Consider the following 24,971-nt stretch of genomic DNA (forward strand, 5'->3'; position numbering starts at 1 on the left):
GGATGTTACGCCACGATGTACCTGTGCGGCCTGCTCTGGATAAACTCGCACACCAGCACGGTTTCGATTTTCATGTTATCGATAATGAAATGTACTGGGATGAACGCCGTGCCTACCGTTTTACATTGCGCCAAATTGAAGAGCAAATAGAACAACCCACCGCAGAACTCCACCAAATGTGCCTTGATGTGGTTGACCGTGCGGTTAACGACCAGCAGATGATGGAGCAACTCGCTATCCCGCCGCTTTACTGGGATGCAATCGCCCAGAGCTGGCACCAGCGTGACCCCTCGTTATATGGCCGGATGGATTTTGTCTGGTGTGGGCAGGCCCCGGTTAAGTTGCTCGAATATAATGCCGATACGCCAACTTCACTGTATGAGTCGTCCTATTTTCAGTGGCTGTGGCTGGAAGATGCACGCAACAACGGCATTATTCCGCGTAATGCAGATCAGTATAATTCCATTCAGGAACGGTTGATTGCTCGTTTTGCGGAACTCTATTCACCAGAACTGCTGTATTTTTGCTGTTGTGAAGGCAGTAATGAGGACCGCACCACGGTACTGTACCTGGAGGATTGCGCCAGGCAGGCAGGGCAGGAGACACAATTTCTGTATATGGAAGATATTGGGCTGGGCGTTGGTGGAGAGCTAACCGATCTTGAAGATCATGTGATCCGCCGGGCATTCAAGCTTTATCCGCTGGAATGGATGATGCGAGATGAAAACGGTCCTTTATTACGTAAGCGACGCCAGCAATGGTATGAGCCATTATGGAAAAGTGTGCTCAGCAATAAAGGCCTGTTACCTCTGTTATGGCGTTTTAACCCAAATCACCCCAATTTGTTGCCCGCCTGGTTTGATGGTGAAAAGTCCCTTTCTGAACCAGGTGAAAGTGTGGTGCGCAAGCCTCTGTTTTCTCGCGAAGGTGGCAATATCACTGTATTAGACAGCCAACAGCATGTTATTACCCAAACAGATGGCAATTATGGTAGTGAACCTGTTATTTATCAGTCATTTAAACCATTGCCACGTTTCGGTGACAGCTACACGCTTATTGGTAGTTGGGTAATTGATGATGAAGCGGCTGGCATGGGGATTCGTGAAGACAGTTCACTAATAACTAAAGATACCTCACGCTTTGTGCCACATTATATTGGTTGAGCTATACATTTATACATAAGGCAGGCAATGAGAACCATCACTGTTGTGGCATATGATCCCCGGTGGCCTGAAATGTTCACGGCAGAAAGCCAGTTGTTACAGCAGGTATTGCCAGGTGGAATAGCCAAAGCCATTCATCATATTGGGAGCACTTCGGTGCCGGGTTTAGCTGCCAAACCGGTTATTGATATTTTACTGGAGGTGCCAAACCTGGCTGAACTGGATGCGTGTAATACTCAAATGCAGCAAGCCGGCTATATTGCTCGTGGCGAGAACGGCATTGCCGGCCGACGGTATTTTGTTAAAGGTGGTGAGCAACGCAGCCACCAGGTGCATGCGTTTGTTACTGGTGATGAGCAGATTACAAAGCATGTAGCATTCCGCGATTATCTGCTAACCAACCAGCAGGCAACTGAGCAATATGCCAGCGTGAAGTACGCAGCAGCGCAGGCATGTAATAACGATAGTCAGCGTTACTGTGAATTGAAAGCTGGCTTTATTGAACACCATCTGCAGTTGGCAATGTTGTGCCGGAAATGGTAGCCGGGGGAACAGGTCCGCGGGTGCCTGGTTACCGGGAGTAAAATCCTGAAGGTCGAGTTTCGATAGCATTTGTAATAACAGGCTGCAATTGCAACCGGGTGATGAAACGTACAGATAAAGCTGTTTAAGAGATTCAACGACCAGGACAATGACAACCGCGAAATGCCAGATTCTGCCTCAATACGCTTTGGTGCGCATAATGTATATTATGTTAAATGATATTTACCACCTATATTAGTTCATAGCTCCTACAATACCACGGTTAATCATACCGTTACCCTGCTCATCTTCTTTCAATGCGCACTGAAGAATACTGTTATTATCTAACCTCATGGATTGAAGGAGCTATCTGAGATGAACTTCCCTGGTCAGAAATCACCTGACAAAGCGCTACCTTTCCCTTCACTAAGCACAGAGTATCCACATGTTGAAAGTATTCTTCCGCCGTTTACAACACTGTAACGACGTGGCGAGCAGCATCAATCAGGCCAGCATTGCCCAGCTACACCAGTTGAAAGCACAGTTGGCTGAACAGATGGGATTCGCCAGGTATTGATTTGGTAGCTGTGTTGTTGAGTGTTGCCATGCTGCTATTAAGTGGTGGCTGTATTTTGTCTGCGGCCTTCTATAAGATGCTGCTCTTCGCTCTGCATAACAGAGCCTGGCGCCAACTGATCCGCCAGACACGAAAGGCTCACACCTTGCGCTAAGCAAAACACCAACATGTAAAAATCCCGCCTGTACCGGCGGGATTCAGTCCCTGCCTGGCACAATCAACACACCCAACCGGGCTGCCAGGCTCAGCACATCTTCGTAAGTGGCGGCGTCGTTAACCAGGCTCTTAGCGCTTCCTGCCGGGCAAAGCGATGCGGGTTTTATTCTGTCACCAAACAATATCATTGCGCGCGCCGTGTCATCCTGTCTCGAAATCCACGCCAGGCCTTGTGCGCTTGTGCATTGCTGGTAAAGTTTTTCGGCCCATTTGCGGGTTACCGGGTATTGATCTTTTTCGGTGTCGATCAACTCTTTGCGGGTGATACCCAGCTTGCGCAGCGGCACTGTGGCAAGATCAAGCAGTTCCAGGTTCTCAGTGACTTCAAGTGCCGAGAGTACCTGCCCGTTGAGCTTGTTTTTATCGTAAGTTTTGAGTCCTGGTGCAAAAGAGACATCGTGAAATACTGTTTCCATCATGGCACAGTCGCTGGTCACGCCAGCGTACAAGGTAGGAATGGGTTCGCCTAGAGCATTTGTTATTGGGCTGAAACGCGCATTGCCCTGCAGGCCGGGGTTAAACTGGTCTGCGGCATACTGCTCAAGGTGCACCCGGTGTAACACCGTTCCTTTATTTAGTAAAAATATTGTTGTTTTTAGCGGGCCCGCATGAGGAAGCGGCGCGCCGCCCCCCTGCTCTGTCGTCTTAGTGCCGGTAGAACGCTTAGCCATGCGCTACGCCCTGAACTTCATCCCGGGCGGCATCGATTACCAAGTCTGGCTGTGTGGCCAGCATGTCCTGAGGCCGTTTTCCACCTAAAAAGCTGTTGGCCGACAGAAACCAGAACGCCATACCCCAGCCATCCTTTTGACCACCAAACACCTCAATTACCTTACCCAGCGCTTTCAGCGGACGGAAACCTTCGTTTTTATCCAACCCCCAGGCCGGGAAATAGTCGACACCGTTATGGTGGATGGCGAAAATGCGCCCGGCTTTCTTCCATTTATTCGGCTGAGCGCTCGGATTCGCTGTGCTCAACTGCGCCAGGTGTGCCAGTTCGGCAGCATTTAGCCAGTCACCACTCTCCAGAACAGCTTTGCGTGCCTGTATCAGCATTGCTGCTTCTTTGATGATATGTGGTGGTGCGGGCGTTGGTGGCACCAGAGCTTCTGCCAGACGCTCAAGTGTTGTACGGCTTTGATGCTGCTGAAACAGGCCATACATGGAAGACGCCACGTTGGACAAATTTTCAAACAGGTGCTGTGTTCCGATATGGTTTTGATGATCAACCGTGATAAGCAGCACTTGCTCAGCCTGTGATTTGGCAAGGCTGACTTTCACTTCTTTTGGGGTGCCAATCAGGGTGGAAACCCCTGTGTGCTCTTTTCGTACACTCATGGATGTTCTCCTGTATGGGTTATCAATATGATTTAATAATACCATATCTGTGATAACCTTACACAAGCATCTTCAATGGATTCCAGCACTGCCCCGGGCAGGCGCTGCCGACTGAATTTCGCCAGGCGCATTCGGCTCCCCGGTACCTGAAGAATGGTGATTAACTTATTGCTGTTGCGGGCAATATTGTTATAACTAGTCTGCTGTGAAACAACTTTAAAAGGATTGTACCGATGTCCGACAACGTACTCTTTTCACCTTTCACACTGAAAGGCCTGAATTTGCCAAACCGTATTGTAATGGCGCCAATGACCCGCGGTATGGCGCCAGAAGGGGTTCCGGGCCAGCCTAACGCCAGTTACTATCGCCGCCGTGCGGAAGGCGAAGCTGGCCTTATCCTGACCGAAGGTACTGTGGTCAACCGCCCTGCGTCACGTAACATGCCTGGCATTCCTTTCTTCTACGGCGAGCAGGCTCTGGCTGGCTGGAAGCAGGTGGTGGACGCCGTACACGCAGCAGGCGGTCGAATTGGCCCACAAATCTGGCATACGGGATCCACGCGAGCCAGCGGAGGATGGGAGCCAGACGCACCAGTTGAAAGCCCTTCAGGCCTGGTTGGTCCGGGTGAGCCGCGAGGTGTCGCCATGACAGAAGAAGATATTGCAGATACTGTTGACGCTTTTGCCCGCGCGGCGGCAGATGCGCAGCGTCTGGGTTTTGACGTTGTGGAACTACATGGTGCGCATGGTTACCTAATCGATCAGTTTTTCTGGCAGGGTACTAATCTGCGCACGGATTCCTTTGGCGGAAAAACTATTGCAGAGCGTTCCCGCTTTGCGGCTGATATCGTACGTGCGGTGCGCGCGGCAGTTGGTCCTGACTTCCCTCTCATTCTTCGCATCAGTCAGTGGAAACAGCAGGACTACTCTGCCCGTCTGGCTGAAACACCTCAGGAAATGACCGAATGGTTGGTGCCGCTGGTAGACGCTGGTGTAGACATTCTGCACTGCTCACAACGCCGGTTCTGGGAGCCTGAATTCCCGAATATTGATGGCAGCGAAGGGCTTAACTTTGCAGGCTGGGCGAAAAAACTCACGGGTGCAGCCACTATCAGCGTGGGTTCTGTGGGGTTATCCGGTGATTTCTTTGGCGCCTTTGGCGGACAGGGTTCCGGCACGGCCGGGCTGGATAACCTGTATACCCGAATGGAACGTGGGGAGTTTGACCTGATAGCGGTTGGTCGTGCGCTATTATCAGACCCGCAGTGGGCGCACAAAGTTCGTGCAGGCCGTACAGACGAGCTACTCGGTTTTCGGGCTGAAGACCTCGCGGCGCTGAAATAAGTGGCGGCGCTTACAGCTGCAATTTAATATGTGCCGGCCCAGGCCGGCATGGCATTAAAAGTTTTGTTGAACTCCCGGTTACCTCATGAATTAAATATGCTTCATTCGCCTGTTTTGAGTGGACACTACACAAGCCTCTCAACTTTTTTTGCCAATGTTTTCTGGCGAATTGGCAGATAAATCATCCCAAAATTCCTGCAGGCGAATACGCAAGTAAAGTACGGCTTTGTGTTTTCTCGATAACAGAGCCTGAATACTGGCACCTGTTTCTTCTGCCAGTGCCTGGTAGCTGTAACCGTCAAGCTCCGTCTTTTCAAACACCTCGCGCTGGATTTGCGGGAGTTCAGCCAGTGCTGCAGCCAGTTCATCCCACAACAATGCTTTCAGGTATTCATCTTCAGGGGTTTGCGGTACACCAAACAAGGTTTCTGCCAGCTCATCTTCCGCAAATTCATTTTCATCCCCCTGCACGGCCAGTCCGGAAAAAGGGAGTTCGCGTTTTTTGCGCCCCAAATCGGTTATTTCATTGCGGGCGGCACGAAACAGCCAGGCGGCGACATTCTCGACCGGTTGTTCTACACGAAATAACTGATATGTGATTTCCTGCAGAATATCCTCCACATCATCAGGCCCACGAGAACGGCCACGAATAAAGGCCTGTAACCGCCCACGGCAAGCCGTGAGCGCGGAAACCAGACGTGATTTTGACCCACTCCCGCCTTTCACTTCATTCATTGTTTATCCGAGGTTTTTTCAGCTTCAGTACCCTGATCTGTGTTTTGTGGCGTATTGCATTCCTGGGGGGCTTGCCGTTGGCAGCGGCTGCCCCATTTATCTTCAAACCAGGAACGGCGCTGGCGGATAAATTCATCACGTTGTTCCGGGGTCATTTGCATCCAGCGGTCATGCATTCGCCGGTGCATACCAAACATACCCGGGCGCATACCCAGCCCGCCAAACAATATCCGGCATAAAACTAATAAGCCCAAAGCCTGCCAGAACCCAATACTTTTCACACCAATGATTGTCGGTAATAGAGCATTCCACAGCGACATAACCAGTAGCCCCAGCGCGAAAACCACAATAACACTAATGATTAATGGCTTTGCAAAACGGTGGTGCCCTCTTCTGCCAAAACCCCGGCCATACATTTCAAAATCTCTCATCTTAAAGCCTCATGTTATAGGTGAACGTTCTGTTAGTGAGGTAGACGAATGGCGCGCCAGAATATTGCTAAAAAAATTCATCACCGTGTTTTTGTGTACGGGGCGTGGTCTGTTATGCCTCTTTTATAACCTCCGCTCATGAATCCTGGTTATAATTTATGCAATTGCCCAGGGTGTTTTTTGCCCGTTTTTTTCGCCATTGCCACTCATGAGTCAATTACGCTTTATATTCTACTCACATTGTGAGTAGAATAAGGCTGTTATTTGCCTCAGGAGAACGCTATGTGGATATGGCAACAACCTTTGTGGCCTGAATTTACCTGGGATCCGGCCCCGCTGGTACCATTGCTGCGTGACACCCGCTTTTTACAGGGAAAACTTTATGGCAGCAGCCAGGTATTGAATTCAGCGCAAACCACGCTGGATACCCTGCTGGCGAATATTCTTTATTCAAGCGATATCGAAGGTGAACGTTTACACGCCGGTTCGGTGCGCTCTTCACTGGCAACTCACCTGGGCGTGGATGATGAAATAACCTGGCCGGTTGATAAGCGCACTGAAGGCCTGGTGGAGTCGGCACTGGACGCCATCAATAATATCGATGAGCCTTTAACGGCGCAGCGCTTGCTGCACTGGCACTCACTGTTGTTTCCACCTGAAGATAAGTTGTTTAATGCGATTAAAGGTGGGCAGTTTCGGACTGGCCCGGTACAGGTCATTTCCGGGCGAATAGATAAGCCCGTCATCCATTTTGAAGGGCCTGATGCCATGCGGGTTGCGGGAGAAATGGATGCTTTTCTGCACTGGTTCAACACCAGCAGGCACGATGCCCAGGCTGACCCCATCTTACGGGCAGGTATTGCGCATTTGTGGTTTTTAACCATCCACCCTTTTGAAGATGGTAACGGCAGGATCGGGCGTTTAATCATGGATCTCGCACTGGCTCAGGCGGAGCATAACACGGTGCGTTTATATGCTATGTCGCGCACGATTAATACACACCGTAAAGAGTATTACGCAGTAATAGAACAAACTCAGCGTGGCGATATGGTGTTAACGCCGTGGCTTAACTGGTTTGTGCGTATGTTGCGCGTCTCAATTGAGGAAACACTCGGGCTGATTGACCAGACCCTGTTTAAAACCCATTACTGGCAGCGTTTTAACCAGGCGGCGCTGAACCCTGAGCAGATAAAAGTGATCAACCGAATGCTGGATGGTGACTTCCAGGATGGCATTAATAACAGCCAGTATAAAGCAGTCGCAAGGGTCAGCCGCGCCACTGCAACCCGCCACCTGGCGCAGCTGGTTGAACAGGGTTTTTTGGTGGGGAATGAAGGCGGCGGCAGAAGCACCCGCTATTCTTTGCCTGGTAAGGCGAGTGCCTGAATCACTGTTCCCCTTCCCTGCCGGAGCATTAAAGGCTATATCGCCGGGCTTTATTGGCGCAGTAACCCATGGGAAATTGTCACCGCAGAACTCTTTCTTCGCCTGGTAGATAAAGCCCCCAGAAACTGGGGGCTGGAGAATAATATATTCAGCCCTGGAGCAGTAGTTATGTTGACGAGCCCGGTAGTGAACGGAAAAATTACCTGGCATGGAGGCGAGACCAGGCCAATGGCAAATATAAACTGCCATGTCATGAGAAAATAAAAATTCGTGATGGCTGAGATATTATCTGATGATGTAAAACTGGGCCATTACCTGAAAGTAAGTAACATGATATTTTCCCCCTGCTGCGTTGTTCAGTATTAAAATGCCCCTGCAGGGCATTTCCCATTTGTGCGATTAACACACCGCGCTTAACCGTTGGCATTATTTGTCAGGTAAACTGTGACAGTTTTATAAATTGCAAATGGAATCCTCAAATGGATCGACTATCCAGCATGGCAATATATGTCAAGACTGTAGAACAAGGGTCTTTTGCCGCAGCTGCCGATATGCTGAATATGTCCTCTCAACTGGTTGGGAAACATGTTGCAGCGCTGGAAAACCACCTGGGTGTCAGGCTGATTAATCGCACTACCCGCCAGCACAGCCTCACGGAGGCCGGGCAAAATTTTTATGAGCGGGCCAAAATTATTCTGGCGGAAGTTGAAGCTGCGGAATCCTTCGCAGAAGAAACCCGTATGGAGCCAAGGGGGCGTCTGAAAATCAATGCTCCGCATACTTTTGGTATCAACGCCCTTTCACCGTTATTACCTGAATATATGGCGCGTTACCCGGAAGTGTCGGTTGAATTGACGCTCACTAACCGGATGATAGACCTGATTGATGAAGGCTATGATGCCGTTTTTCATGTGGGTGAACTTGAAGACAGCAGTCTGATGGCGCGCGTACTGGCTCCTTACCGGTTGATTACTTGTGCCTCCCCCCATTACCTGGATAAAGCCGCACCGCTGAATCACCCGGCTGATTTACAGCGCCATGAATGTCTGGTTTTCGCGCACACCTCTCTGAGAACCCAGTGGGAGTTTGAAGGGCCTGATGGACTGATAAAGCAGCCAATTTCCGGGCGTCTCATGATGGATAATGGCGAAGCGCTGGTGAGTGCTGCTCTGGCCGGTTTCGGGGTAACCACACAGCCATCTGAGCTGGTATTACCCTATATTCGTTCTGGTAAGCTTATCAGTGTGTTGCCTGATTACAGTGTGCCGGAACGTCCTTTATATATTGTGTATGCCCAGGATCGTCGTCTGACTCCAAAGTTGCGTAGTTTTCTTGATTTTGCCGTTCAACATTTTGGTGATGACAGTAACCTGTCTGGTGTGCCTTTGGCGTAGCGCAAGGGTTACGGTGCCAATAAAAAACCACTGTATCAGGCAATACAGTGGTGGCCCAGGAGGAGGCAAATCAGATAGCGCACATGAGTGGCTGAGAGTATGGCGTAACGTTTATTTTCGTTGTTCTTTGCGCCAGCGTCCGGGCGGCACATTGAAATAGTGTGAGAAAATACGGGTGAATGTCTGCTGGCTACTGAAACCATACTTAGTGGAGATGGTTAAAATAGAAACTTCATCGTTGGCCAGGTCGTTAGCTGCTTCCTGTATCTTCTTCTTACGAATATAATCCCCTACTGTCATCCCTGTTTCTTCCCTGAACAGCCGCTGAATATGCCAGCGTGAATAACCAGATATCTCCATAACATCAGTTATATTGATGGGATCATGGATATTTTCATCAATCCATTTAACTAAATCACGAATAACATTTTTATGCAGTAACATACATCGTACTCTAAAGATAAATCAAAGAAGATATACCTGTTGTCATTAACACAAATTTGCCGCAAATGTTGGCAAAGTAGAATGCAGGGAGCCAGTGCTCTTAACGTGACCAGTGTAGGTACACTTTTACGCAGGTATAAGTCAATCACCCATGGTTTTATCAACTCATCAGGTGCCATGGGAGGCAGAGGTTTTGAAAATAAATTAATTTTTGCCGGGTTATAATTTTATGCAGGTTGTTACCTGTCTCTTTAATGCGTACTTGTTATCAAAAAGTTCATTTTGTAATGAAAATTCTACCTATATTTAAATTGCGAATAAATGGTTTTTTTATTTCGATACTCAAAACAAAATGTTTTGAATCAGAGACTGGTGGGATAGCTCATGAAAAAAGAGCGATAAAAAAATTCTTTAAGAATAAAAGTGCAGAATATTTTTTAATAGCACATATTGCATAGACATCACTTGTGCAATACCTGTGAAAAAGGCCTGCATATATGCAGGCCCGGGAGTAATAAATAATCAGAAGCTGAGGTTAGCACTAATACCGCCAACAAAGGCATCATCCACTTTGCTTACAGCACCTGGTGCGGCAATGTATTGCAGATTGGGGCGGATTTGCAGCCAGTTTGTTGCCTGGACGTTATAATAAATTTCGTAATTATATTCAGATCCTTTCTGAATCGGTAAATAGGTCGGGCTATTATAGGTCGTTTCACCGTTGTAATAGTTGGTATCACGCAGCATTCTGGTATAGGACGAGTTGACATGAATGCGTCCGGCACCAATACCAATTTCATCCTGCGGACGGGCGTCAAACGGCCCTTTCCACGTCAAAGTAACAGACTGGTAGTTATCGGTTTTAGACGTTTTGTGGTCGTTCATTACTGCCTGAACGGTTAATGTGATCCCCCTGTCAGCAGACCCCCCTTGTGCTGTCAACTGTTGTTGAGCAAGGATGTAACCGCCATATGCATGGGCTGTATCAGTGTAACCACCCTCACGCCATGATCCATATACATTGTCACTGGCTGAAGAGTAGTAGTAACCAATACGGTAATTACCCGGTAGTTTATCTGCACCAAGTTTTGGCTGCCAGCCCAGTTCTACCGGTACAAGGTTGCCCTCTGTTGGGCTGAACTCAAAGCGGAAACCATCACCTTTGTCATAGTTATACGGATTCTGGTTATAGAAACCGACCTGCATAAAGATTTCCGGGGTAAAGTTGAGGCGAACGCGGGCACCCCATTGTGACACTGGCCAGTTATACCAGTGGTCACCACGCCAGTTCCCCGCCTGGCCACTCCCAAATGCCAGGTTCTGGAATTTACTGTCGAAGTTGTCGAAATCTTCCCCAACAGTCAGCCGCCCTGCTTTAACATCCAGGGTATGGTCAAAAAAGCCTTTACGTAGCCAGAACTGGGTTAAGCGCCATGTCTGGCCCCGGCCATACACTTCCTGTACCGAAGATAGTGTCCCGGTACGCGGGTCGCCAACTTCATTTGACAGGTTCTGCCCGTCACGGTTGGTTATGGTTAACTGGAATTCAGTGTCGTTCCAGTTGAGGAGTTTTTGCAGATCCAGGTTAACCCCGAACGCCCACTGGTCACTGTAACGTGCGGTGGTCGATGTGTTATAACCGCCTGCCAGGTTAGATGCACTTTCCATGGTGTAGCCAACATTGAAGTTGACACCATCCTGTTGGAGGTCTGTACGCAACCCGTTCCAGTCACCGAACATCCACGGGGAATCGACACTGAATGCATCGGCTGCCTGGGCAACTAAAGGTTGTGCAGATAAGAGGAAAATGCCTGGTATAACTACTTTTAAAGAGTGATATGCCACTTTATTGAATTTTTTCATGGTATTTATTCTTGTTAAAATCACTAAAAGGAGAATTGAGTGTAAGTAGTAAGCAGGCTAATTATTTATTATTTTGTGCCGTGAAATATATCTGTATTCAGAAAAATGATCTGCGCCACAAAATAAGAAACTGAGGTGAGACTTTTCGTAAAACTTGCATATTTCATGCTTATAGCCGGGCACCAGGCTATTTGGTAAGGTAAAAAATGACATCACACTAAGGTCGGTATTAATTATTGGTGCAACATTTGCCCGGGAGGAAACGGTTTAATGCGTAGTTCCCGACAAGAGGCTGACTCCCGGATAACAATTTTGCCAGCCGGGGTAATAACAGAGGAAACAGAACAATAGTACAGCTTTTCAGGCTACATCAGGCGGCTATCACCTCTTCACAGCAAGCCTGGAGTGCGGCCCAGTCATCACGCGAAGACGCCGCTTCATCAGAAATAATCATATCGATATCGGCGATACGGGCATAAACCATTCGGCTGGTAACACCTATTTTACTGTGGTCGGCCAGAATGATGCGTTTATTCGCATTGCCTATCATTGCTTCGGCAATTGCAGCTTCGTGGTGGGTGAAACTACTGGCACCTGATTGACTGGAAATGCCAACGGGCGACAGCAATGCCACATCAGCCCGGAAGCGCTGGAGTTCACGAATGGTCATTACACCGCAGGTTGCCTGGGTGACCGGGCCCATCTCCCCGCCCAGTAAAATGACTTCATGGCTGAGTGACCGGGCATATTCAGATTCTGTCAGCCGGGAAGCCACGCTGAGGCTGTTGGTAATAATCGTCATGCCTGGCATGGAAACCAGTTCATCGGCCACAACAGATGTGGTGCTCCCGGCATCAATAAAGATTGTCTGGCCCGCGCGAAGTTGCTGTACCGCAGTGCGCGCAATCGCCTGTTTCTCTTTACCGCGAACGGTTGCCCGTACAGACAATGGTGGCTCAGGTTCTGCCCCCAGCGCGACAACGCCGCCGTGTACGCGGCGCAACTCACCTAAGTTTTCCAGCTTAACAATATCGCGCCGCACGGTTTCCCGGGAGACATTCAGGTGCTGAATCAGTTGCTCTGTGGAAATACGATTAAGTGTCGAGAGTAAGGCCCGGATACGGTGTAAGCGAGTTTCTTCTAACATATTATTCCTTAATAATTTCCGGCATGAGGTAGACAACCTTATAGACCGGGAAACCAGGCCAACAAACTGAGCACCTGGTCTGTTCGTGCCATTATGTGCAAATAACAGGGAATAAGGGTAATTTTTCAGTCAAAAATAAACCACATAAAAACATATGGATAGATTCATCTTTAACATCGTGCCTGCGGTAATCTGAGGATAATACTCTCTGACATTGTATTTTCTCAGCCCGGTGTGCACATTTGTGTAGTTTATCGCACCAGCCTGCCTGCCATCATCGTATTTAGCAATATGGGTAATTAAACCATCAGGGTTAATTTCACTGGAATATTAACTGCCTGGGCCCGGAGCGAAACAGCCGGATGGCCTGAGAACATGGTTTGTCGCCTGGCCTATGCTGAATAGTGCATTTTGCATTAGAGCTGATTAAAGTAAAAATATTTAATTATCATTAAGTTACATTCAATAAGGATTTTGTATGGATTCTTTTGCTGTGCCTTTGTGTGCTTTTGTGTATTTTATTGTAAAAGGCACGGTAAGGTTGACGGCCAACAACACAGACATGATAAATGAGAGGCTTTCATGGCAACGCGCTCCACCATTATGGATACCAACAGCTTTCGCGCAGAACATGCGGCAGCGCTGGATGAACAAACACGTACGTTAACCGAGAAACGCGCGCGTTTACTGGGCGATTCTTATCGCCTGTTCTATCGTAACCCAGTGCATCTGGTGCGTGGTGAGCAGCAATATTTGTGGGACGCGCAGGGTAACAAATACCTTGATGTCTATAACAACGTAGCCAGTATTGGCCATTGCCACCCTGCTGTGATTGAAGCGGTACAACAGCAGATGAGCCAGCTCAATACCCACACCCGCTACCTGCATGAACGTATTCTGGATTACACCGAATCATTGTTGAAGTACGTTCCAGGTGAAGTCAGCAAAGCGATGTACATGTGCACCGGTTCAGAAGCCAATGACCTGGCCATTCGTGTTGCCCGTGCCTGGAGCGGCGGTACCGGGATTATTGTTACCCGGGAAGCCTACCATGGTACCAGTGAACTGACTTCTGGTGCCTCACCTGCACTGGGTAGCGGCCAGCCACTGGCGGCTACAACGCGCCTGGTGCCTGCTCCTGACCGCTACCGTGTGGATACTCCGGATATTGGTACCTGGTTTGCCGCGCAAATTCAGGAACAAATTGATGATATGTCCGCACATGGTATCAAATTCGCCGGTTTGCTGGTTGACTCAATTTTCTCATCAGACGGTGTTTTGCCGGGTCCTGCCGGTTACCTGAAGCCAGCACTGGATGTGGTGCACCGGAACGGCGGGATCTTTATTGCTGACGAAGTGCAGCCAGGCTTTGCCCGCACTGGCGAGAGCTTCTGGGGTTTTGCCCGCCATAATATTGTGCCGGACGTTATCACTATGGGCAAACCTATGGGCAACGGCATCCCGGTTTCAGCAATGCTGGCAAAGCCTGAAGTGCTGGCGGCCTTTAGCGACACTATCCCCTATTTCAACACATTCGGTGGTAACCCGGTGTCTGTTGCCGCAGCTCAGGCCGTATTGAAAGTGATTGAAGATGAAAAACTGCAACAGCACAGCCTTACCGTGGGCACTCAGTTGCAAAAAGAGCTGGCTGCACTGGCGGCTCAGCATGATTGTGTGGGTGATGTTCGTGGTGCCGGTTTGTTCATCGGTTTCGAACTGGTTACGGACAAAGCCAGTAAAAACCCCGACAAACAGCGAGCGCTGGATGTGATTGAACGCTTGCGCGAAGACCATGTTCTGACTTCAGTTGCCGGGCCACATGGTAACGTCCTGAAGTTACGCCCAACGCTGGCTTTCCAGGCTCATGATATTGACTGGCTGGTTGGTTCACTGGATAAAGCGCTGCGCGCTGGCCGTTAATTCAGTTTTTCACTGATTTTCCGACAAAAAATCCGCCTCGTACTGGCGGATTTTTTGCTATACAGTTTTCCACCTGCTTTGAGTTGCTATGCTGCGGGAATATAACCTGCATTAAGGGCTGCATAGACGGCATCACGCACTTCGAGGGTCAGTAACCCACACATCCCTTCATAGGCTGTATTGGTCATCAACACCACTGTCAGATCGTTGTGCCGGTCAATAAACCAGTTGTGGCCGTAAACACCCCCCCAGGAGAGTGTCCCGGGGCTTTGTGGTGTTTTCGTTGCCTGTGGGTCGACTAACACAGCTCCACCGTAACCAAATCCCCAACCGGGGCCTGCGCATTCGGCTTCCGGGCCACAATGTGCCTGATATATAGCACTTTGCAGGCTGGCTGGCAGCAGACCCGCACCAGTGCGCAATGCTTCTAAAAAGCTCAGTATATCCGGCGCGCAGCCATACATACCCGCGCCACCGGATGGGTACGCCTGGCTGTCTGCTACCCGTGATGGTGAAAAACGCACGCTGCCCCCAATCCCCTCAGGTAATGGAACCTTTTCATTTTCACCAATAATCACCGCCCCCTGTTCACTGTTGGCATAAGCGACGGCAATGTTATCCAGGCCCGCAGTCACAAAACCGGAGTGGCTCATACCCAGCGGCATAGCCACCAGCTCGGCTACCGCCTGCGGCAGTGATTTCCCGGTGGCTTTCTCGATAACGGCGCCCATAACATCCATACCCAGGGAATAAGCCCAACTTTCTCCTGGCCGAAACAGTAAAGGAACGGAACTGAGGCGGCGCAAGTTTTCAGCCAGATCAAAATCAACATGGTCCAGCCCGTCAGAAATCCCCGCAGAGAGATAAGGCCCGTCGCTGTCCTGGTTAAAGCCATAACCCAGGCCGGAAGTGTGTGTGAGTAACTGATGCAGCGTGATGCTTACAGCCTCGCCTTGCGGGCCAGTGGGAGTAAAGTCGGGCAACCACTGGGTAACCGGAGCATCAAGTTCCAGGATGCCTGCGGCAACCAGGCGTAGAGCAGCCAGTGTGACAATCGGTTTGGTCACTGAGGATAGCCGAAAGCCCGTGGTGGGTAACATGGGGCGCTGTTTTTCCCGGTCGGCAAAACCATGAGCACTGATATGACTTAGTTTCCCCTGGTGAGCAACGGCACACACAGCACCTACTACTCTGCCCTGCTCGATTGCCTGGTCAAAGATGCCTGTCAAGGATGCATTAAGTGCATCTTCTGCTTGCATGAACTTTCTCCTGTATTTGGTGAAACCGCAGGTGTCAGTCAGTTGCCTTCAGCCACCCAGGCTTTTCGGAAACATGGTTTAACCCTCTATTGATTACTATTAAAACAATTGATTTTAAGCAAGGTTTTTATCACTGAGGCATTAATTGCTTACATTATTCATTTGCCTGCCGGTAATTACACGGGTTTACCGGGCGAGTTTATCTGGTACAACAGTGACATATTGTGAGTGGTTTTATGTAGCCAGCTATGACTGATTTTCTCGGGAGAAAGACATGCAACTTAAAAATGCTGTTGTGTTTGTAACCGGAGCTAACCGTGGGTTGGGAGAAGTGTTTGCCAGAGAAGCTCTCGCGCGCGGCGCAAAGAAAGTTTGTGCCGCAGCGCGCAACCCGCAGGCTATTAACATCGCCGGTGTTACCGCTATTGAGCTGGACGTAACAGATACCGCAGCTATTACTCGTGCAGTAACTCAGGCGGGTGATGTCACGCTGTTAATTAATAACGCAGGGATTGCGCAAACCGGGAGTTTGCTTGATGCCAGTGCAGAACAGTACATTCGCCAGCAGATGGAGACAAACTTGTTTGGCCCGTTACGTTTAGCGCAGGCCTTTGCACCTGTGCTGGCTCAGGCAGGCGGCGGTGCCATTATCAACGTATTATCCGTAGCGTCCTGGATTAGTAGCGCCATGCTACCCACGTATTCGGTGAGCAAATCGGCCGCCTGGTCTTTAACCAATGGGTTGCGTCTGGCACTGGCTGAACAAGGCACGCAGGTGCTGGGACTGCATGCAGGGTTTATTGACACCGGGATGACAAAAGATTTTGATGTGCCAAAAACCTCGCCACTGGATATTGTCACGGCAACCTATAACGCGCTGGAAGCAGGGCTGAGTGAAATACTGGGCGATGACATTACCCGTCAGGTGCACCAGGGGCTTTCTGCTGGCCAGCCTGTTTACCTTGCCCCTGTGGTGCGTTAATCACGCTCAGTCAATTCTGCCAGTAAATGGCGTGCTTATGCACAGATGGTGGTTAATAGCTCTCATCTGCCCAGTGAGTGGAGCTTGTCATGATTTTTATGATTTGTGGGTCGTTAAGGCCCAGTTCTTTGCCCAAACGGTGCACTTCCAGCCACTGCATGGTTTCATAGTGGCGTGCCAGGTCGAGTATTTCGAACAACACGCCTTTGCTATCGACCAGAGCTGCATGAATACGGGGTGATAAGGTAATTTGTTCAAGCAGCACATGCAGCGGGTGATCCAGTATGGCGTCGAGCAATGAAAACAGGCCACACAGGAAGGCATCGCCCTCGAGGTAAGTCATATGCAGTTCTGTGGCAATCAGTTCACAAAACCGGCCACGGATAACGCTGTTTTTATACAGTTCAACGGGTTTTTCATCATCAAGGCTGTACAGGCTCACCAGTGAGACAAAACGGCGCAATTCATGGTCGCCAATATATAACGCGATATCGCGCAGCGACATGGTATTCACTTCCACCGGGAAACTGGTCTGGTAGCGAATATTCTTGATATAACGCATAAATTTGTAGGCAATAGACACATCGCGGTTGATTAAATTGCCCACCTTTTCGTAATCGATTCGTTGCTGGTTCACTTCACGCATCAGTTCAATTAACCAGGTAATATTCAGTGCCAGTTTCTTGTTGCGTAAAATTTCTGGCCGGCGGTAAAAATAGCCCTGGAAAAGTGAAAAACCTAATGACTTGAATGCCTGGAACTCTTCCTGGCTTTCTACTTTTTCCGCCAGTAATGTCATTTTTTCCAGTTTGTTACGGGAAATATACTGAGCAATGAGTTCCGCTGAATGTTTACGTATATCAAATTTCAGAATATCCACATAAGGTATAAAGCGCACCCAGGCTTCTTCCATGGTGAAATCATCCAGCGCGACGGTAAAACCTTTATGGTGTAATTCCTTAATGGCATCAAATAAAGCATCATCAGGTTGTGCGTCTTCCAGTACTTCAATGACCACACTTTCTGGCGGCAGGCTGAAAACCTGGCGGTCAATGATCATCTTGTGGGGAAAATTGATGAATGAGACGCGGTTATCCGTAACACTTTGGAGTGGTGTGCCAAGAAACTGGTCTGAAATTACCTGACTGGTGGCATATTCCGAAGAAACATCAGGAAACGAATTACTCAGGCCATTCCGGTACAACAACTCGTAAGCGACGGTGTGCATATCCTGATCAAAAATAGGTTGTCTGGCAATGAAAGAGTACATAACTGCTCCTGAATAGCGTGATATACCAGAACCGCCAATACATTGCGCCCTGCCTGCAGGCGTGTAAGCAAATAAACGTTTTCAACAGATTTATCGACTGATACTGATTCTAGTTTAGATACCTGCTCAATAAGTGTGATGTATTTTGTGAGAAATCAAAATAATACCTGGGGAGTAGATAAGTGGTTTCAAAAGGATAATCATGCTCCTGACCAGGCTTCCCTGCCCGTGAATTATAGCGGGTGAATTATAGTGCGTGCTGTGACAGCAGGCTTTTTAGCTCAGGAATGCAGGAGCCGCAATTGGTGCCACAGCCAAGTTGCTTACCCAGAGAGCTAACAGTATGGCAACCGCTGGCAATAGCCTGGGTAATATCCCTGGCTCGGATACCAAAGCAACTACACAACGTTTGGGCTCCCCGGGTATCCCCCAGAGAGCGACCGGCAAGCAGCTGGTCGCTGGTTTGCTTATCCACTTTTTTGCCAAGGCTTGCGCAAACCAGTGTGGAGTCTGGCTCTGGTGCTGACGGGCTGGCATAGAACGCCACATTCAGCGCCCCGTGGTTAAACCCCAGTAAGTGGCAGGAAATATTATTGTCCGTGGCCTGGCGGCATTCGAACCCGGCCAGCCAGGGTTGTTGTTCTAGCCACTCCGTAATACACCCTTCACCTGCAACCCAGAATTGCCAGCCACCGGGCACCGGAGCACGGGCCCACCATTGCGCACCAGAAATAGTGACACTGTCACTGGCATATAACACGCCCTCCCAGTCACTGGTCACGGGCTGGGCCCGTACCGGGGTGAATTTACTTTCTGGCTGGCCGGATATTTCACAGCGATGCGCAGTGATTAGCGCCCCTGGCTGGCTTTGCAAGGCAAACTGGCTGCTCCAGTGCATTGGCACAAATACCTGGCCGACAGGTTGCGCATCGGTTATCACAGCCCGGCACAGCATCCAGCCTGTGGCAGACTGTAACCTTACCAGTCTGTTTTCAGTGATTCCCGCCTGGCTGGCGTCTGCCGGGTTGATTTCACAATAAGGCTTATTGCGATGCTGTAACAGACCCTCAACCATCCCGGTACGGGTCATGGTGTGCCACTGGTCGCGGATGCGGCCAGTATTCATGACCAGGGGGTAATATTTACTGGTGGTCCCCCTGGGCGGCTGTGGGTGAACCGGGACCAGGCGGGCTTTACCATCCGGGAATGCAAATACGCCATCCTGAAATAACCGGGGGCACCCTGCCGGGTAGTGTGAATTTACCGGCCACTGAATAGGTTGTAACTGTTCCCATTCAGTGCGGGTTAAACGGCTTAACCTACTGATATCAAACAGGCGCTCTCCCTGGTTTTCAAAACCGGTAAGAGCCGCGTGTTCACTAAAAATCTCATGAGGATGAGACCAGTCAAAAGCTTTCTCATACCCCATACGCCGGGCGATTTGCGCAATTATCCACCAGTCTGGACGGGCTTCACCGGGTGGTTCGGCAAAGCGCCGTTGCCGTGAGATGCGGCGTTCAGAATTGGTGACCGTACCCTCTTTTTCTCCCCAGCCCTGGGCCGGGAAAAGAACATCCGCAAAGGCTGCCGTCGTGGTATGCGCAGTGATGTCAGAAACTATCACACACTCACACATCGCCAGCGCCCGGGCAACCTGATTGGTGTCTGGCAACGATACCGCCGGGTTGGTGCCCATAATCCAGATGGCTTTGATGTCGCCCCGCTCAACCGCCTGAAACAGCTCCACCGCTTTATAACCCGGTTTATGCGCTGTGCGGTTGCTGCCCCAGAACCTGCCCACCCGCTCAATGGCTTCCGGGGTAAAATCCATATGGGCAGCAAGCTGGTTTGCCAACCCACCCACTTCACGCCCGCCCATGGCATTGGGCTGGCCGGTAAGAGAAAAGGGACCACATCCGGGACTGGCTATTTGCCCGGAAACCAGATGGGCATTGATGATGGCATTGCATTTATCTGTGCCTGTGGCGGACTGGTTGATGCCCATACACCACAATGTCATTACCCGGCGTGGTTTACAGTAAAGCTGGTAAAAGGCTTCAACCTGGTTGCGTGAAAGGCCACAGTATTCAGCTACTTTGTCGGCAGTCCAGGGGGCAGCTGCCTGGGCCGTTTCGGTGCGCCCCACAGTTCTGCTGCGCCACAGAGCATCTTCTTTTCCTTCTGTTATCAGCCAGTTTACCAGGCCAGTAAACAACGCACTGTCGCTACCGGGGGTGATAGCCAGGTGCAGGTCTGCTTCAGCGCAAGTTGTGCTGCGTCGGGGGTCGATGGCAATAATTTGCATATCAGGCCTGGCCGCCCGTGCCGCAGCCAGGCGTTGCCACAATACCGGATGCGCCCAGGCAAGGTTACTCCCCACCAGGACTACGACATCTGCCAGTTCAATATCTTCATAGTTGCAGGGCACGGCATCTTCGCCAAAAGCGCGTTTATAGGCCGCTACAGCGGAAGACATACACAACCGTGAATTGGTGTCGATATTGCCGCTGCCGATAAACCCTTTCATAAGCTTGTTGGCAGCATAGTAGTCTTCAGTGAGTAATTGCCCGGAGGCGTAGAACGCAATTGCATCCGGACCGTACTGTTGAATAATGTCAGCAAGCCGTTGGGCAGCATGGTCCAGTGCCTGCTCCCAGGACACGCGTTGGTGTTTGATGTGCGGGGCGAGAAGCCGCCCCTGTAACCCCATCGTTTTATCCAGTGCACTGCCTTTTACACAGATGCGCCCCAGGTTTGCCGGGTGTGAGTTATCGCCCTGCACTTTTATTGCCGGTATCTGCCCGGCAACATTTGCTGATGCCCCGGAAACCCGCAGACCGCAGCCGGTACCGCAATACGGGCAAGTGGTCCGGGTTTCATTCATACAGTAGCCTCGGCAACAGGTTCGCTGTGCGTTGCTGGTTCACTGGCAACCAGAACTTGCCCATTCACGACATGTACCGGCCAGCTGCGCAGGTGAGTTTCCCCTTCCAGGGCACGCCCGTCAGCCAGGCGGAAACGGTGCTTATACAGTGGCGAAATCACAATCAGTTCTCCCGCGTTGTCTCCCAGTAAACCGCGCGACATCACGCAGGCCTGGGTGCCGGGTTCAATGTCGTCCAGTGCCCAAACCTGTTCCCCGATACGGAACAAGGCAATACGGTGGCTGCCCAGGCGAGCGCCAATACCAGCATTATTGGGGATTGCGGAAATGGCGCACACCGTTTGCCAGGGTTCCGCAGGCAAGCGCGACTGGTGTGTGATTAGTGCGGTGGTGGGTTGTATTTGCCCACGGCGGGTATCCCATTGCACAGATTCATCCGGGGTATTGCTGTTGATGGTGGCGGTGAACCGGGCGAGTTGCTCCGGGTCGTTCAGCGTGGTTTGCCATTCACACTGCCAGGTGTCAACAATGTGCGCCATGTGTGCTTCCAGTTGCGCGTTTATGCCGAGTTTGTCGTCAATTACCACCTGGCGGAGATAATCCAGCCCGCCTTCCAGATTATCAAGCCACACACTGGTGCGGGTTAAACGCCCGGCGGTACGGATATAAAACATCAGTACCCGGTCGATGTAGCGAATTAATGTTTCGCTATCAAGATCAGTGGCAAACAGATCTGCATGGCGAGGTTTCATGCCGCCATTACCGCAGACATACAGGTTCCAGCCTTTGTCCGTGGCAATGACACCAATATCCTTACTTTGCGCTTCTGCACACTCACGGGTACAGCCTGAAACCGCCATTTTAATTTTGTGAGGTGAGCGCAATCCTTTGTAACGTTGTTCCAGCTCAATCGCCATGCTGGTTGAATCCTGTACCCCATAACGGCACCAGTTTTCGCCAACACAGGATTTCACCGTACGCAGCGACTTACCGTAGGCATGGCCGGTTTCAAAACCAGCATCAATCAGTTCCTGCCAGATAAGGGGTAACTGCGCCAGAGTGGCACCAAACAAATCAATGCGCTGCCCGCCCGTAATTTTGGTATACAAATTATAACGCTGTGCGACTTCCCCAATGGCGATTAAGCCTTGTGGCGTTATCTCGCCTGCCGGGATCCGTGGCACGATGGAATAAGTGCCGTTTTTCTGAATATTGGCAAAATAGCGGTCATTGGTATCCTGCAGTGGCAAGTGCTCTGGTTTCAGCAGGTAGTCATTCCAGGCTGATGCCAGCAGTGAGCCAACCAGTGGTTTGCAAATTTCGCAGCCATGGCCACTACCGTGGCGCTGGATCAGCTCATCAAAGCTGCGGATGTTTTCAACCTGAATCAGGTTGAATAATGCCTGGCGCGACCAGGGGAAGTGTTCGCAGATATCGTCACTGACTGCAACCCCGGATTCTTCCAGTGCCTGCTCCATCACCTGTTTAACCAGGGCGGTGCACCCGCCACAACCTGTGCCCGCCTTCGTGAATGATTTCACCGCGCTGAGATCATGGTGGCCTGCGGTGACGGCTGCGCGAATTGCACCTTTGGTTACGTTGTGGCACGAACACAGTACCGCGCTGTCCGGTAGTGCTTTGCTGCCCTGTGTGGCAGGCTTATCGCCAGTCGCAGGCAGAATAAGTTGTGCAGGTGAATCCGGCAAATCAATGTGATTGAGCATCAGTTGCAGTAAATTACTGTAGTCGCTTGCATCTCCAACCAAAACACCACCCAATAGCTGTTTTTTATCAGCACTGACCACAATTTTTTTGTATATGCCATCTGGCCCATTGTGCCACTGGTAGACCAGGCTACCAGGGGTTTGACCATGGGCATCACCCAGCGAGGCAACTTCCACACCGAGCAGTTTCAGGCGTGTGCTCATGTCTGCACCACTGAACAGGGCTTCCTGCTCACCTGACAACTGAGCGGCAGCAATACGCGCCATGTCATAACCGGGGGCAACCAGGCCAAAAGCCATCCCCTCCCAGAGAGCACACTCCCCAATGGCGTACACCGCAGGGTGGCTGGTACGGCACTGGTTATCAATGATAATGCCGCCGCGCGGCCCGGTAGCCAGCCCGGCTATACGCGCCAGGTCATCGCGTGGGCGGATCCCGGCTGAAAAGACCACCAGGTCGGTCTCCAGCGGTTCACCACTGCTGAATTGCAATTGCAAGCCACTGGCGCCAGAGGCGATTTTGGTGGTTTGCATACCAGTATGGACATGGACACCCAAAGCCTGAATTTTGGTGCGAAGCAGCGCGGCACCTTCGTCATCTAACTGGACGGCCATCAGGCGTGGCGCGAACTCCACTACATGGGTTTCCAGCCCCAGTGTTTTCAGCGCGTTGGCGGCTTCCAGACCAAGTAAGCCTCCACCAATTACCACGCCTCGTGAAGCATGACTGGCACAAGCTTTAATCGCATCCAGATCATCCAGCGTACGGTAAACAAAGCAGCGCTGGTCATCATGGCCTTCAATTGGCGGTACAAAAGCCCGCGAGCCGGTTGCCAGCACCAGGTGATCCCAGGCCAACTCCCGGCCCTGAGCGTCCGTCAGGCTGCGCCGGTCAGTATCAAGCGCGGTTACCTGGCTGTGGGTGCGCAACTCAATACCATGTTGAGCAAAAAAATCGGCATCGGTGAGGCTCAGAGTGTTGGCGTTTCCGGTAGTAAAATAGTCGGTTAAATGCACCCGGTCGTAGGCCAGGTGGCGTTCTTCACCATAAACCACAATATGCCATTGCTGGTGCATACCTTGTTCAACCAGTTGCTCAAGAAAATACTGGCCGACCATGCCATGGCCAATAACAACCAACGTTTTTTTGGTGTGCGTGTTGATATACTGCATTACTTCTGTCCTTGCGGTTGGTGCCGCTTCCAGGGAGGGAACACCGGGAAGGAGGGCGTGAAAATGAATAGGTTGGTGCATCAGTGCTCTGATGCGCGCTGCTTCGCTGATATCGCCCCACAGGAACGCACCTGTCAGGTGCCCGTTGCAGGTATATAGCCGCTGGTAGTCGCCAGTGGAGGTGTTCTCACTGATTAAGGGCGGAGTATTTTCCTGCTCCTGACGGGAGCCGAGACAAAACAGCTGCAATCCCCGCACTTTCAGGCGGGTACCCTGAGGCTCGGGGTGGTAATCTGCGATGGCCTGGCCTGCCAGGCGATGAGCGAGTACCACAGCCTGCTCCAGGCAAGGTGCCAGCAAGCCGGGTACTTCACCGTTAAACTCGCTACACTCCCCAAGAGCACTGATGGTGTGGTCGCTGGTCTGGAGTTGCCCGTTAACCTGAATTCCGCGACCACAGGCCAGGCCTGCTTCGCGGGCAAGCGTTATGTTTGGCCGGATCCCGGTCGCTATCACCACCCGTTTGGCTGGCAAAAGTTGCCCATCGGTAAGCCTGACGGCATCAGCTGTAATCGCCGTAATACCGTTGTTCATCAGGCAGTGAACCCCCTGCTGTGACAGCGCACTGAGTAGCCGTTCGCCACATTTTGCATCCACCTGGCGCTCAAGGGGCCAGCCATGGCGGTGAACCAGCGAGACTTGCCGCCCCTGCTGAGCCAGTGCTGCTGCGGCTTCAACCCCAACGAACCCGCCACCCAACACGATAACCGGTGTTCCGGGAGGATCATTTTGCAGCGCGAAAAGATCCTGCTGGTGGCGGAACCCACAGACATGGGGCAACTGAATTCCTGTTACAGGCGGCATTGCAGATTGTGACCCGGTGGCAATAACTAACTGGTCCCAGACAAGCGTGCGTTTATCTGTCACCACCTGGCGGCTTTCCCGGTGAACTGAAAGTACTGTTTCACCAGTGAGCAAGGTGACACCCTGCTCCAGATACCAGGATGACGGGTGCAGCGCGATTTCAGCGAAGCTTTTGTCACCGTTAAGAACTGAAGGCAACTGAACCCGGTTGTAGGTTGCATGCTGTTCATTACCAATCAGCGTAACCTTAAAACGCCCGGGTGCTAGCGCCAGCAGCGTTTCCACCAGTTTCAGCGCCGCCATTCCATTGCCTGCCACCACCAGATGCGGTTTCAT

General features: G+C 50.9%; 19 protein-coding genes. 8 read left to right on the forward strand and 11 right to left on the reverse strand.

Features of this window, described 5'->3' with window-relative positions:
- The first annotated feature begins 2 nt into the window (after positions 1 to 2).
- The 3 genes from A9B99_RS00495 to A9B99_RS24350 all read left to right on the forward strand — a co-directional run bounded on the left by A9B99_RS00495 (position 3) and on the right by A9B99_RS24350 (position 2,262).
- Positions 3 to 1,163, forward strand: a complete 1,161-nt coding sequence (locus A9B99_RS00495) for a glutathionylspermidine synthase family protein (protein ID WP_064593541.1) — start codon at positions 3 to 5, stop codon at positions 1,161 to 1,163.
- 27 nt (positions 1,164 to 1,190) lie between these two features.
- A complete protein-coding gene (locus tag A9B99_RS00500; protein WP_064593543.1) occupies positions 1,191 to 1,706 on the forward strand; it encodes a GrpB family protein in 516 nt (171 codons plus the stop codon).
- A gap of 424 nt (positions 1,707 to 2,130) precedes the next feature.
- Positions 2,131 to 2,262 carry a hypothetical protein gene (locus A9B99_RS24350; RefSeq protein ID WP_269448047.1) on the forward strand — a complete coding sequence of 44 codons (132 nt, stop codon included), beginning with the start codon at positions 2,131 to 2,133 and terminating at the stop codon, positions 2,260 to 2,262.
- A 197-nt stretch (positions 2,263 to 2,459) separates the two neighbouring features.
- Here the strand turns inward: A9B99_RS24350 and A9B99_RS00505 are convergent, their stop codons facing one another.
- Both A9B99_RS00505 and A9B99_RS00510 read right to left on the reverse strand, forming a co-directional pair.
- On the reverse strand, positions 2,460 to 3,149 hold the full coding sequence (locus A9B99_RS00505; protein WP_064593545.1) for an RES family NAD+ phosphorylase: 690 nt from the start codon (positions 3,147 to 3,149) through the stop codon (positions 2,460 to 2,462).
- Entirely contained in the window at positions 3,142 to 3,816 is a 675-nt protein-coding gene (locus A9B99_RS00510) for a hypothetical protein (RefSeq protein ID WP_064593546.1), read from the reverse strand. The genes A9B99_RS00505 and A9B99_RS00510 overlap by 8 nt, the downstream gene beginning before the upstream one ends.
- Before the next feature lie 233 nt (positions 3,817 to 4,049).
- Between A9B99_RS00510 and A9B99_RS00515 the strand changes: the two genes are divergently transcribed.
- Positions 4,050 to 5,159, forward strand: coding sequence for an NADH:flavin oxidoreductase (locus A9B99_RS00515; RefSeq protein ID WP_064593548.1), 1,110 nt, complete (start codon positions 4,050 to 4,052; stop codon positions 5,157 to 5,159).
- A gap of 138 nt (positions 5,160 to 5,297) precedes the next feature.
- Here the strand turns inward: A9B99_RS00515 and A9B99_RS00520 are convergent, their stop codons facing one another.
- Entirely contained in the window at positions 5,298 to 5,885 is a 588-nt protein-coding gene (locus A9B99_RS00520; protein ID WP_405027766.1) for an RNA polymerase sigma factor, read from the reverse strand.
- Between the two features lie 5 nt (positions 5,886 to 5,890).
- The gene (locus tag A9B99_RS00525) at positions 5,891 to 6,325 is read right to left on the reverse strand and encodes a hypothetical protein (RefSeq protein WP_231889137.1); all 435 of its coding nucleotides are present in this window, start codon (positions 6,323 to 6,325) and stop codon (positions 5,891 to 5,893) included.
- 282 nt (positions 6,326 to 6,607) lie between these two features.
- Here A9B99_RS00525 and A9B99_RS00530 point away from each other — a divergent pair, with 282 nt between their 5' ends.
- Both A9B99_RS00530 and A9B99_RS00535 read left to right on the forward strand, forming a co-directional pair.
- A complete protein-coding gene (locus A9B99_RS00530) occupies positions 6,608 to 7,711 on the forward strand; it encodes a Fic family protein (RefSeq protein ID WP_064593554.1) in 1,104 nt (367 codons plus the stop codon).
- 479 nt (positions 7,712 to 8,190) lie between these two features.
- Positions 8,191 to 9,105, forward strand: coding sequence for a LysR family transcriptional regulator (locus A9B99_RS00535; protein WP_064593556.1), 915 nt, complete (start codon positions 8,191 to 8,193; stop codon positions 9,103 to 9,105).
- A 111-nt stretch (positions 9,106 to 9,216) separates the two neighbouring features.
- Here the strand turns inward: A9B99_RS00535 and A9B99_RS00540 are convergent, their stop codons facing one another.
- From A9B99_RS00540 to A9B99_RS00550, 3 genes are all read right to left on the reverse strand, one after another.
- A complete protein-coding gene (locus A9B99_RS00540; RefSeq protein ID WP_036113252.1) occupies positions 9,217 to 9,549 on the reverse strand; it encodes a helix-turn-helix domain-containing protein in 333 nt (110 codons plus the stop codon).
- A gap of 522 nt (positions 9,550 to 10,071) precedes the next feature.
- Positions 10,072 to 11,412 carry a carbohydrate porin gene (locus tag A9B99_RS00545; protein ID WP_082917796.1) on the reverse strand — a complete coding sequence of 447 codons (1,341 nt, stop codon included), beginning with the start codon at positions 11,410 to 11,412 and terminating at the stop codon, positions 10,072 to 10,074.
- Positions 11,413 to 11,782: 370 nt separating this feature from the next.
- Positions 11,783 to 12,559: a DeoR/GlpR family DNA-binding transcription regulator gene (locus A9B99_RS00550; protein WP_064593558.1), complete on the reverse strand. Its 777-nt coding sequence runs from the start codon at positions 12,557 to 12,559 to the stop codon at positions 11,783 to 11,785.
- Positions 12,560 to 13,141: 582 nt separating this feature from the next.
- Between A9B99_RS00550 and A9B99_RS00555 the strand changes: the two genes are divergently transcribed.
- A complete protein-coding gene (locus A9B99_RS00555) occupies positions 13,142 to 14,479 on the forward strand; it encodes an aspartate aminotransferase family protein (RefSeq protein ID WP_064593560.1) in 1,338 nt (445 codons plus the stop codon).
- 86 nt (positions 14,480 to 14,565) lie between these two features.
- On the opposite strand, the gene A9B99_RS00560 is transcribed toward A9B99_RS00555, so the two are convergent.
- Positions 14,566 to 15,738, reverse strand: a complete 1,173-nt coding sequence (locus A9B99_RS00560; RefSeq protein WP_064593562.1) for a serine hydrolase domain-containing protein — start codon at positions 15,736 to 15,738, stop codon at positions 14,566 to 14,568.
- Between the two features lie 274 nt (positions 15,739 to 16,012).
- On the opposite strand from A9B99_RS00560, the gene A9B99_RS00565 reads away from it, so the two are divergent.
- Complete coding sequence (locus A9B99_RS00565; RefSeq protein WP_064593564.1) at positions 16,013 to 16,720, forward strand: SDR family oxidoreductase; 708 nt, start codon at positions 16,013 to 16,015, stop codon at positions 16,718 to 16,720.
- Positions 16,721 to 16,772: 52 nt separating this feature from the next.
- Here the strand turns inward: A9B99_RS00565 and A9B99_RS00570 are convergent, their stop codons facing one another.
- The 3 genes from A9B99_RS00570 to nirB all read right to left on the reverse strand — a co-directional run bounded on the left by A9B99_RS00570 (position 16,773) and on the right by nirB (position 24,971).
- A complete protein-coding gene (locus A9B99_RS00570; protein ID WP_064593567.1) occupies positions 16,773 to 17,990 on the reverse strand; it encodes an EAL and HDOD domain-containing protein in 1,218 nt (405 codons plus the stop codon).
- A gap of 247 nt (positions 17,991 to 18,237) precedes the next feature.
- The gene (locus A9B99_RS00575; protein ID WP_064593570.1) at positions 18,238 to 20,874 is read right to left on the reverse strand and encodes a nitrate reductase; all 2,637 of its coding nucleotides are present in this window, start codon (positions 20,872 to 20,874) and stop codon (positions 18,238 to 18,240) included.
- A complete protein-coding gene (gene nirB / locus A9B99_RS00580) occupies positions 20,871 to 24,971 on the reverse strand; it encodes a nitrite reductase large subunit NirB (protein WP_074388745.1) in 4,101 nt (1,366 codons plus the stop codon). Before nirB ends, A9B99_RS00575 begins: the two co-directional genes overlap by 4 nt.

Source organism: Mangrovibacter phragmitis, assembly GCF_001655675.1.
Taxonomy (GTDB): Bacteria; Pseudomonadota; Gammaproteobacteria; order Enterobacterales; family Enterobacteriaceae; genus Mangrovibacter; species Mangrovibacter phragmitis.

Excerpts from the sequence above, each read along its gene's own strand:
- A9B99_RS00500 (WP_064593543.1), top strand. The coding sequence starts at position 1,191 with ATGAGAACCATCACTGTTGTGGCATATGATCCCCGGTGGCCTGAAATG.
- A9B99_RS00510 (WP_064593546.1), bottom strand. The coding sequence starts at position 3,816 with ATGAGTGTACGAAAAGAGCACACAGGGGTTTCCACCCTGATTGGCACC.
- A9B99_RS00535 (WP_064593556.1), top strand. The coding sequence starts at position 8,191 with ATGGATCGACTATCCAGCATGGCAATATATGTCAAGACTGTAGAACAA.
- A9B99_RS00560 (WP_064593562.1), bottom strand. The coding sequence starts at position 15,738 with ATGCAAGCAGAAGATGCACTTAATGCATCCTTGACAGGCATCTTTGAC.
- A9B99_RS00565 (WP_064593564.1), top strand. The coding sequence starts at position 16,013 with ATGCAACTTAAAAATGCTGTTGTGTTTGTAACCGGAGCTAACCGTGGG.
- A9B99_RS00495 (WP_064593541.1), top strand. The coding sequence starts at position 3 with ATGTTACGCCACGATGTACCTGTGCGGCCTGCTCTGGATAAACTCGCA.
- A9B99_RS00530 (WP_064593554.1), top strand. The coding sequence starts at position 6,608 with ATGTGGATATGGCAACAACCTTTGTGGCCTGAATTTACCTGGGATCCG.
- A9B99_RS00545 (WP_082917796.1), bottom strand. The coding sequence starts at position 11,412 with ATGAAAAAATTCAATAAAGTGGCATATCACTCTTTAAAAGTAGTTATA.
- A9B99_RS00555 (WP_064593560.1), top strand. The coding sequence starts at position 13,142 with ATGGCAACGCGCTCCACCATTATGGATACCAACAGCTTTCGCGCAGAA.
- A9B99_RS00525 (WP_231889137.1), bottom strand. The coding sequence starts at position 6,325 with ATGAGAGATTTTGAAATGTATGGCCGGGGTTTTGGCAGAAGAGGGCAC.
- A9B99_RS00575 (WP_064593570.1), bottom strand. The coding sequence starts at position 20,874 with ATGAATGAAACCCGGACCACTTGCCCGTATTGCGGTACCGGCTGCGGT.
- A9B99_RS00570 (WP_064593567.1), bottom strand. The coding sequence starts at position 17,990 with ATGTACTCTTTCATTGCCAGACAACCTATTTTTGATCAGGATATGCAC.
- A9B99_RS24350 (WP_269448047.1), top strand. The coding sequence starts at position 2,131 with ATGTTGAAAGTATTCTTCCGCCGTTTACAACACTGTAACGACGTGGCG.
- A9B99_RS00505 (WP_064593545.1), bottom strand. The coding sequence starts at position 3,149 with ATGGCTAAGCGTTCTACCGGCACTAAGACGACAGAGCAGGGGGGCGGC.
- A9B99_RS00550 (WP_064593558.1), bottom strand. The coding sequence starts at position 12,559 with ATGTTAGAAGAAACTCGCTTACACCGTATCCGGGCCTTACTCTCGACA.
- nirB (WP_074388745.1), bottom strand. The coding sequence starts at position 24,971 with ATGAAACCGCATCTGGTGGTGGCAGGCAATGGAATGGCGGCGCTGAAA.
- A9B99_RS00540 (WP_036113252.1), bottom strand. The coding sequence starts at position 9,549 with ATGTTACTGCATAAAAATGTTATTCGTGATTTAGTTAAATGGATTGAT.
- A9B99_RS00515 (WP_064593548.1), top strand. The coding sequence starts at position 4,050 with ATGTCCGACAACGTACTCTTTTCACCTTTCACACTGAAAGGCCTGAAT.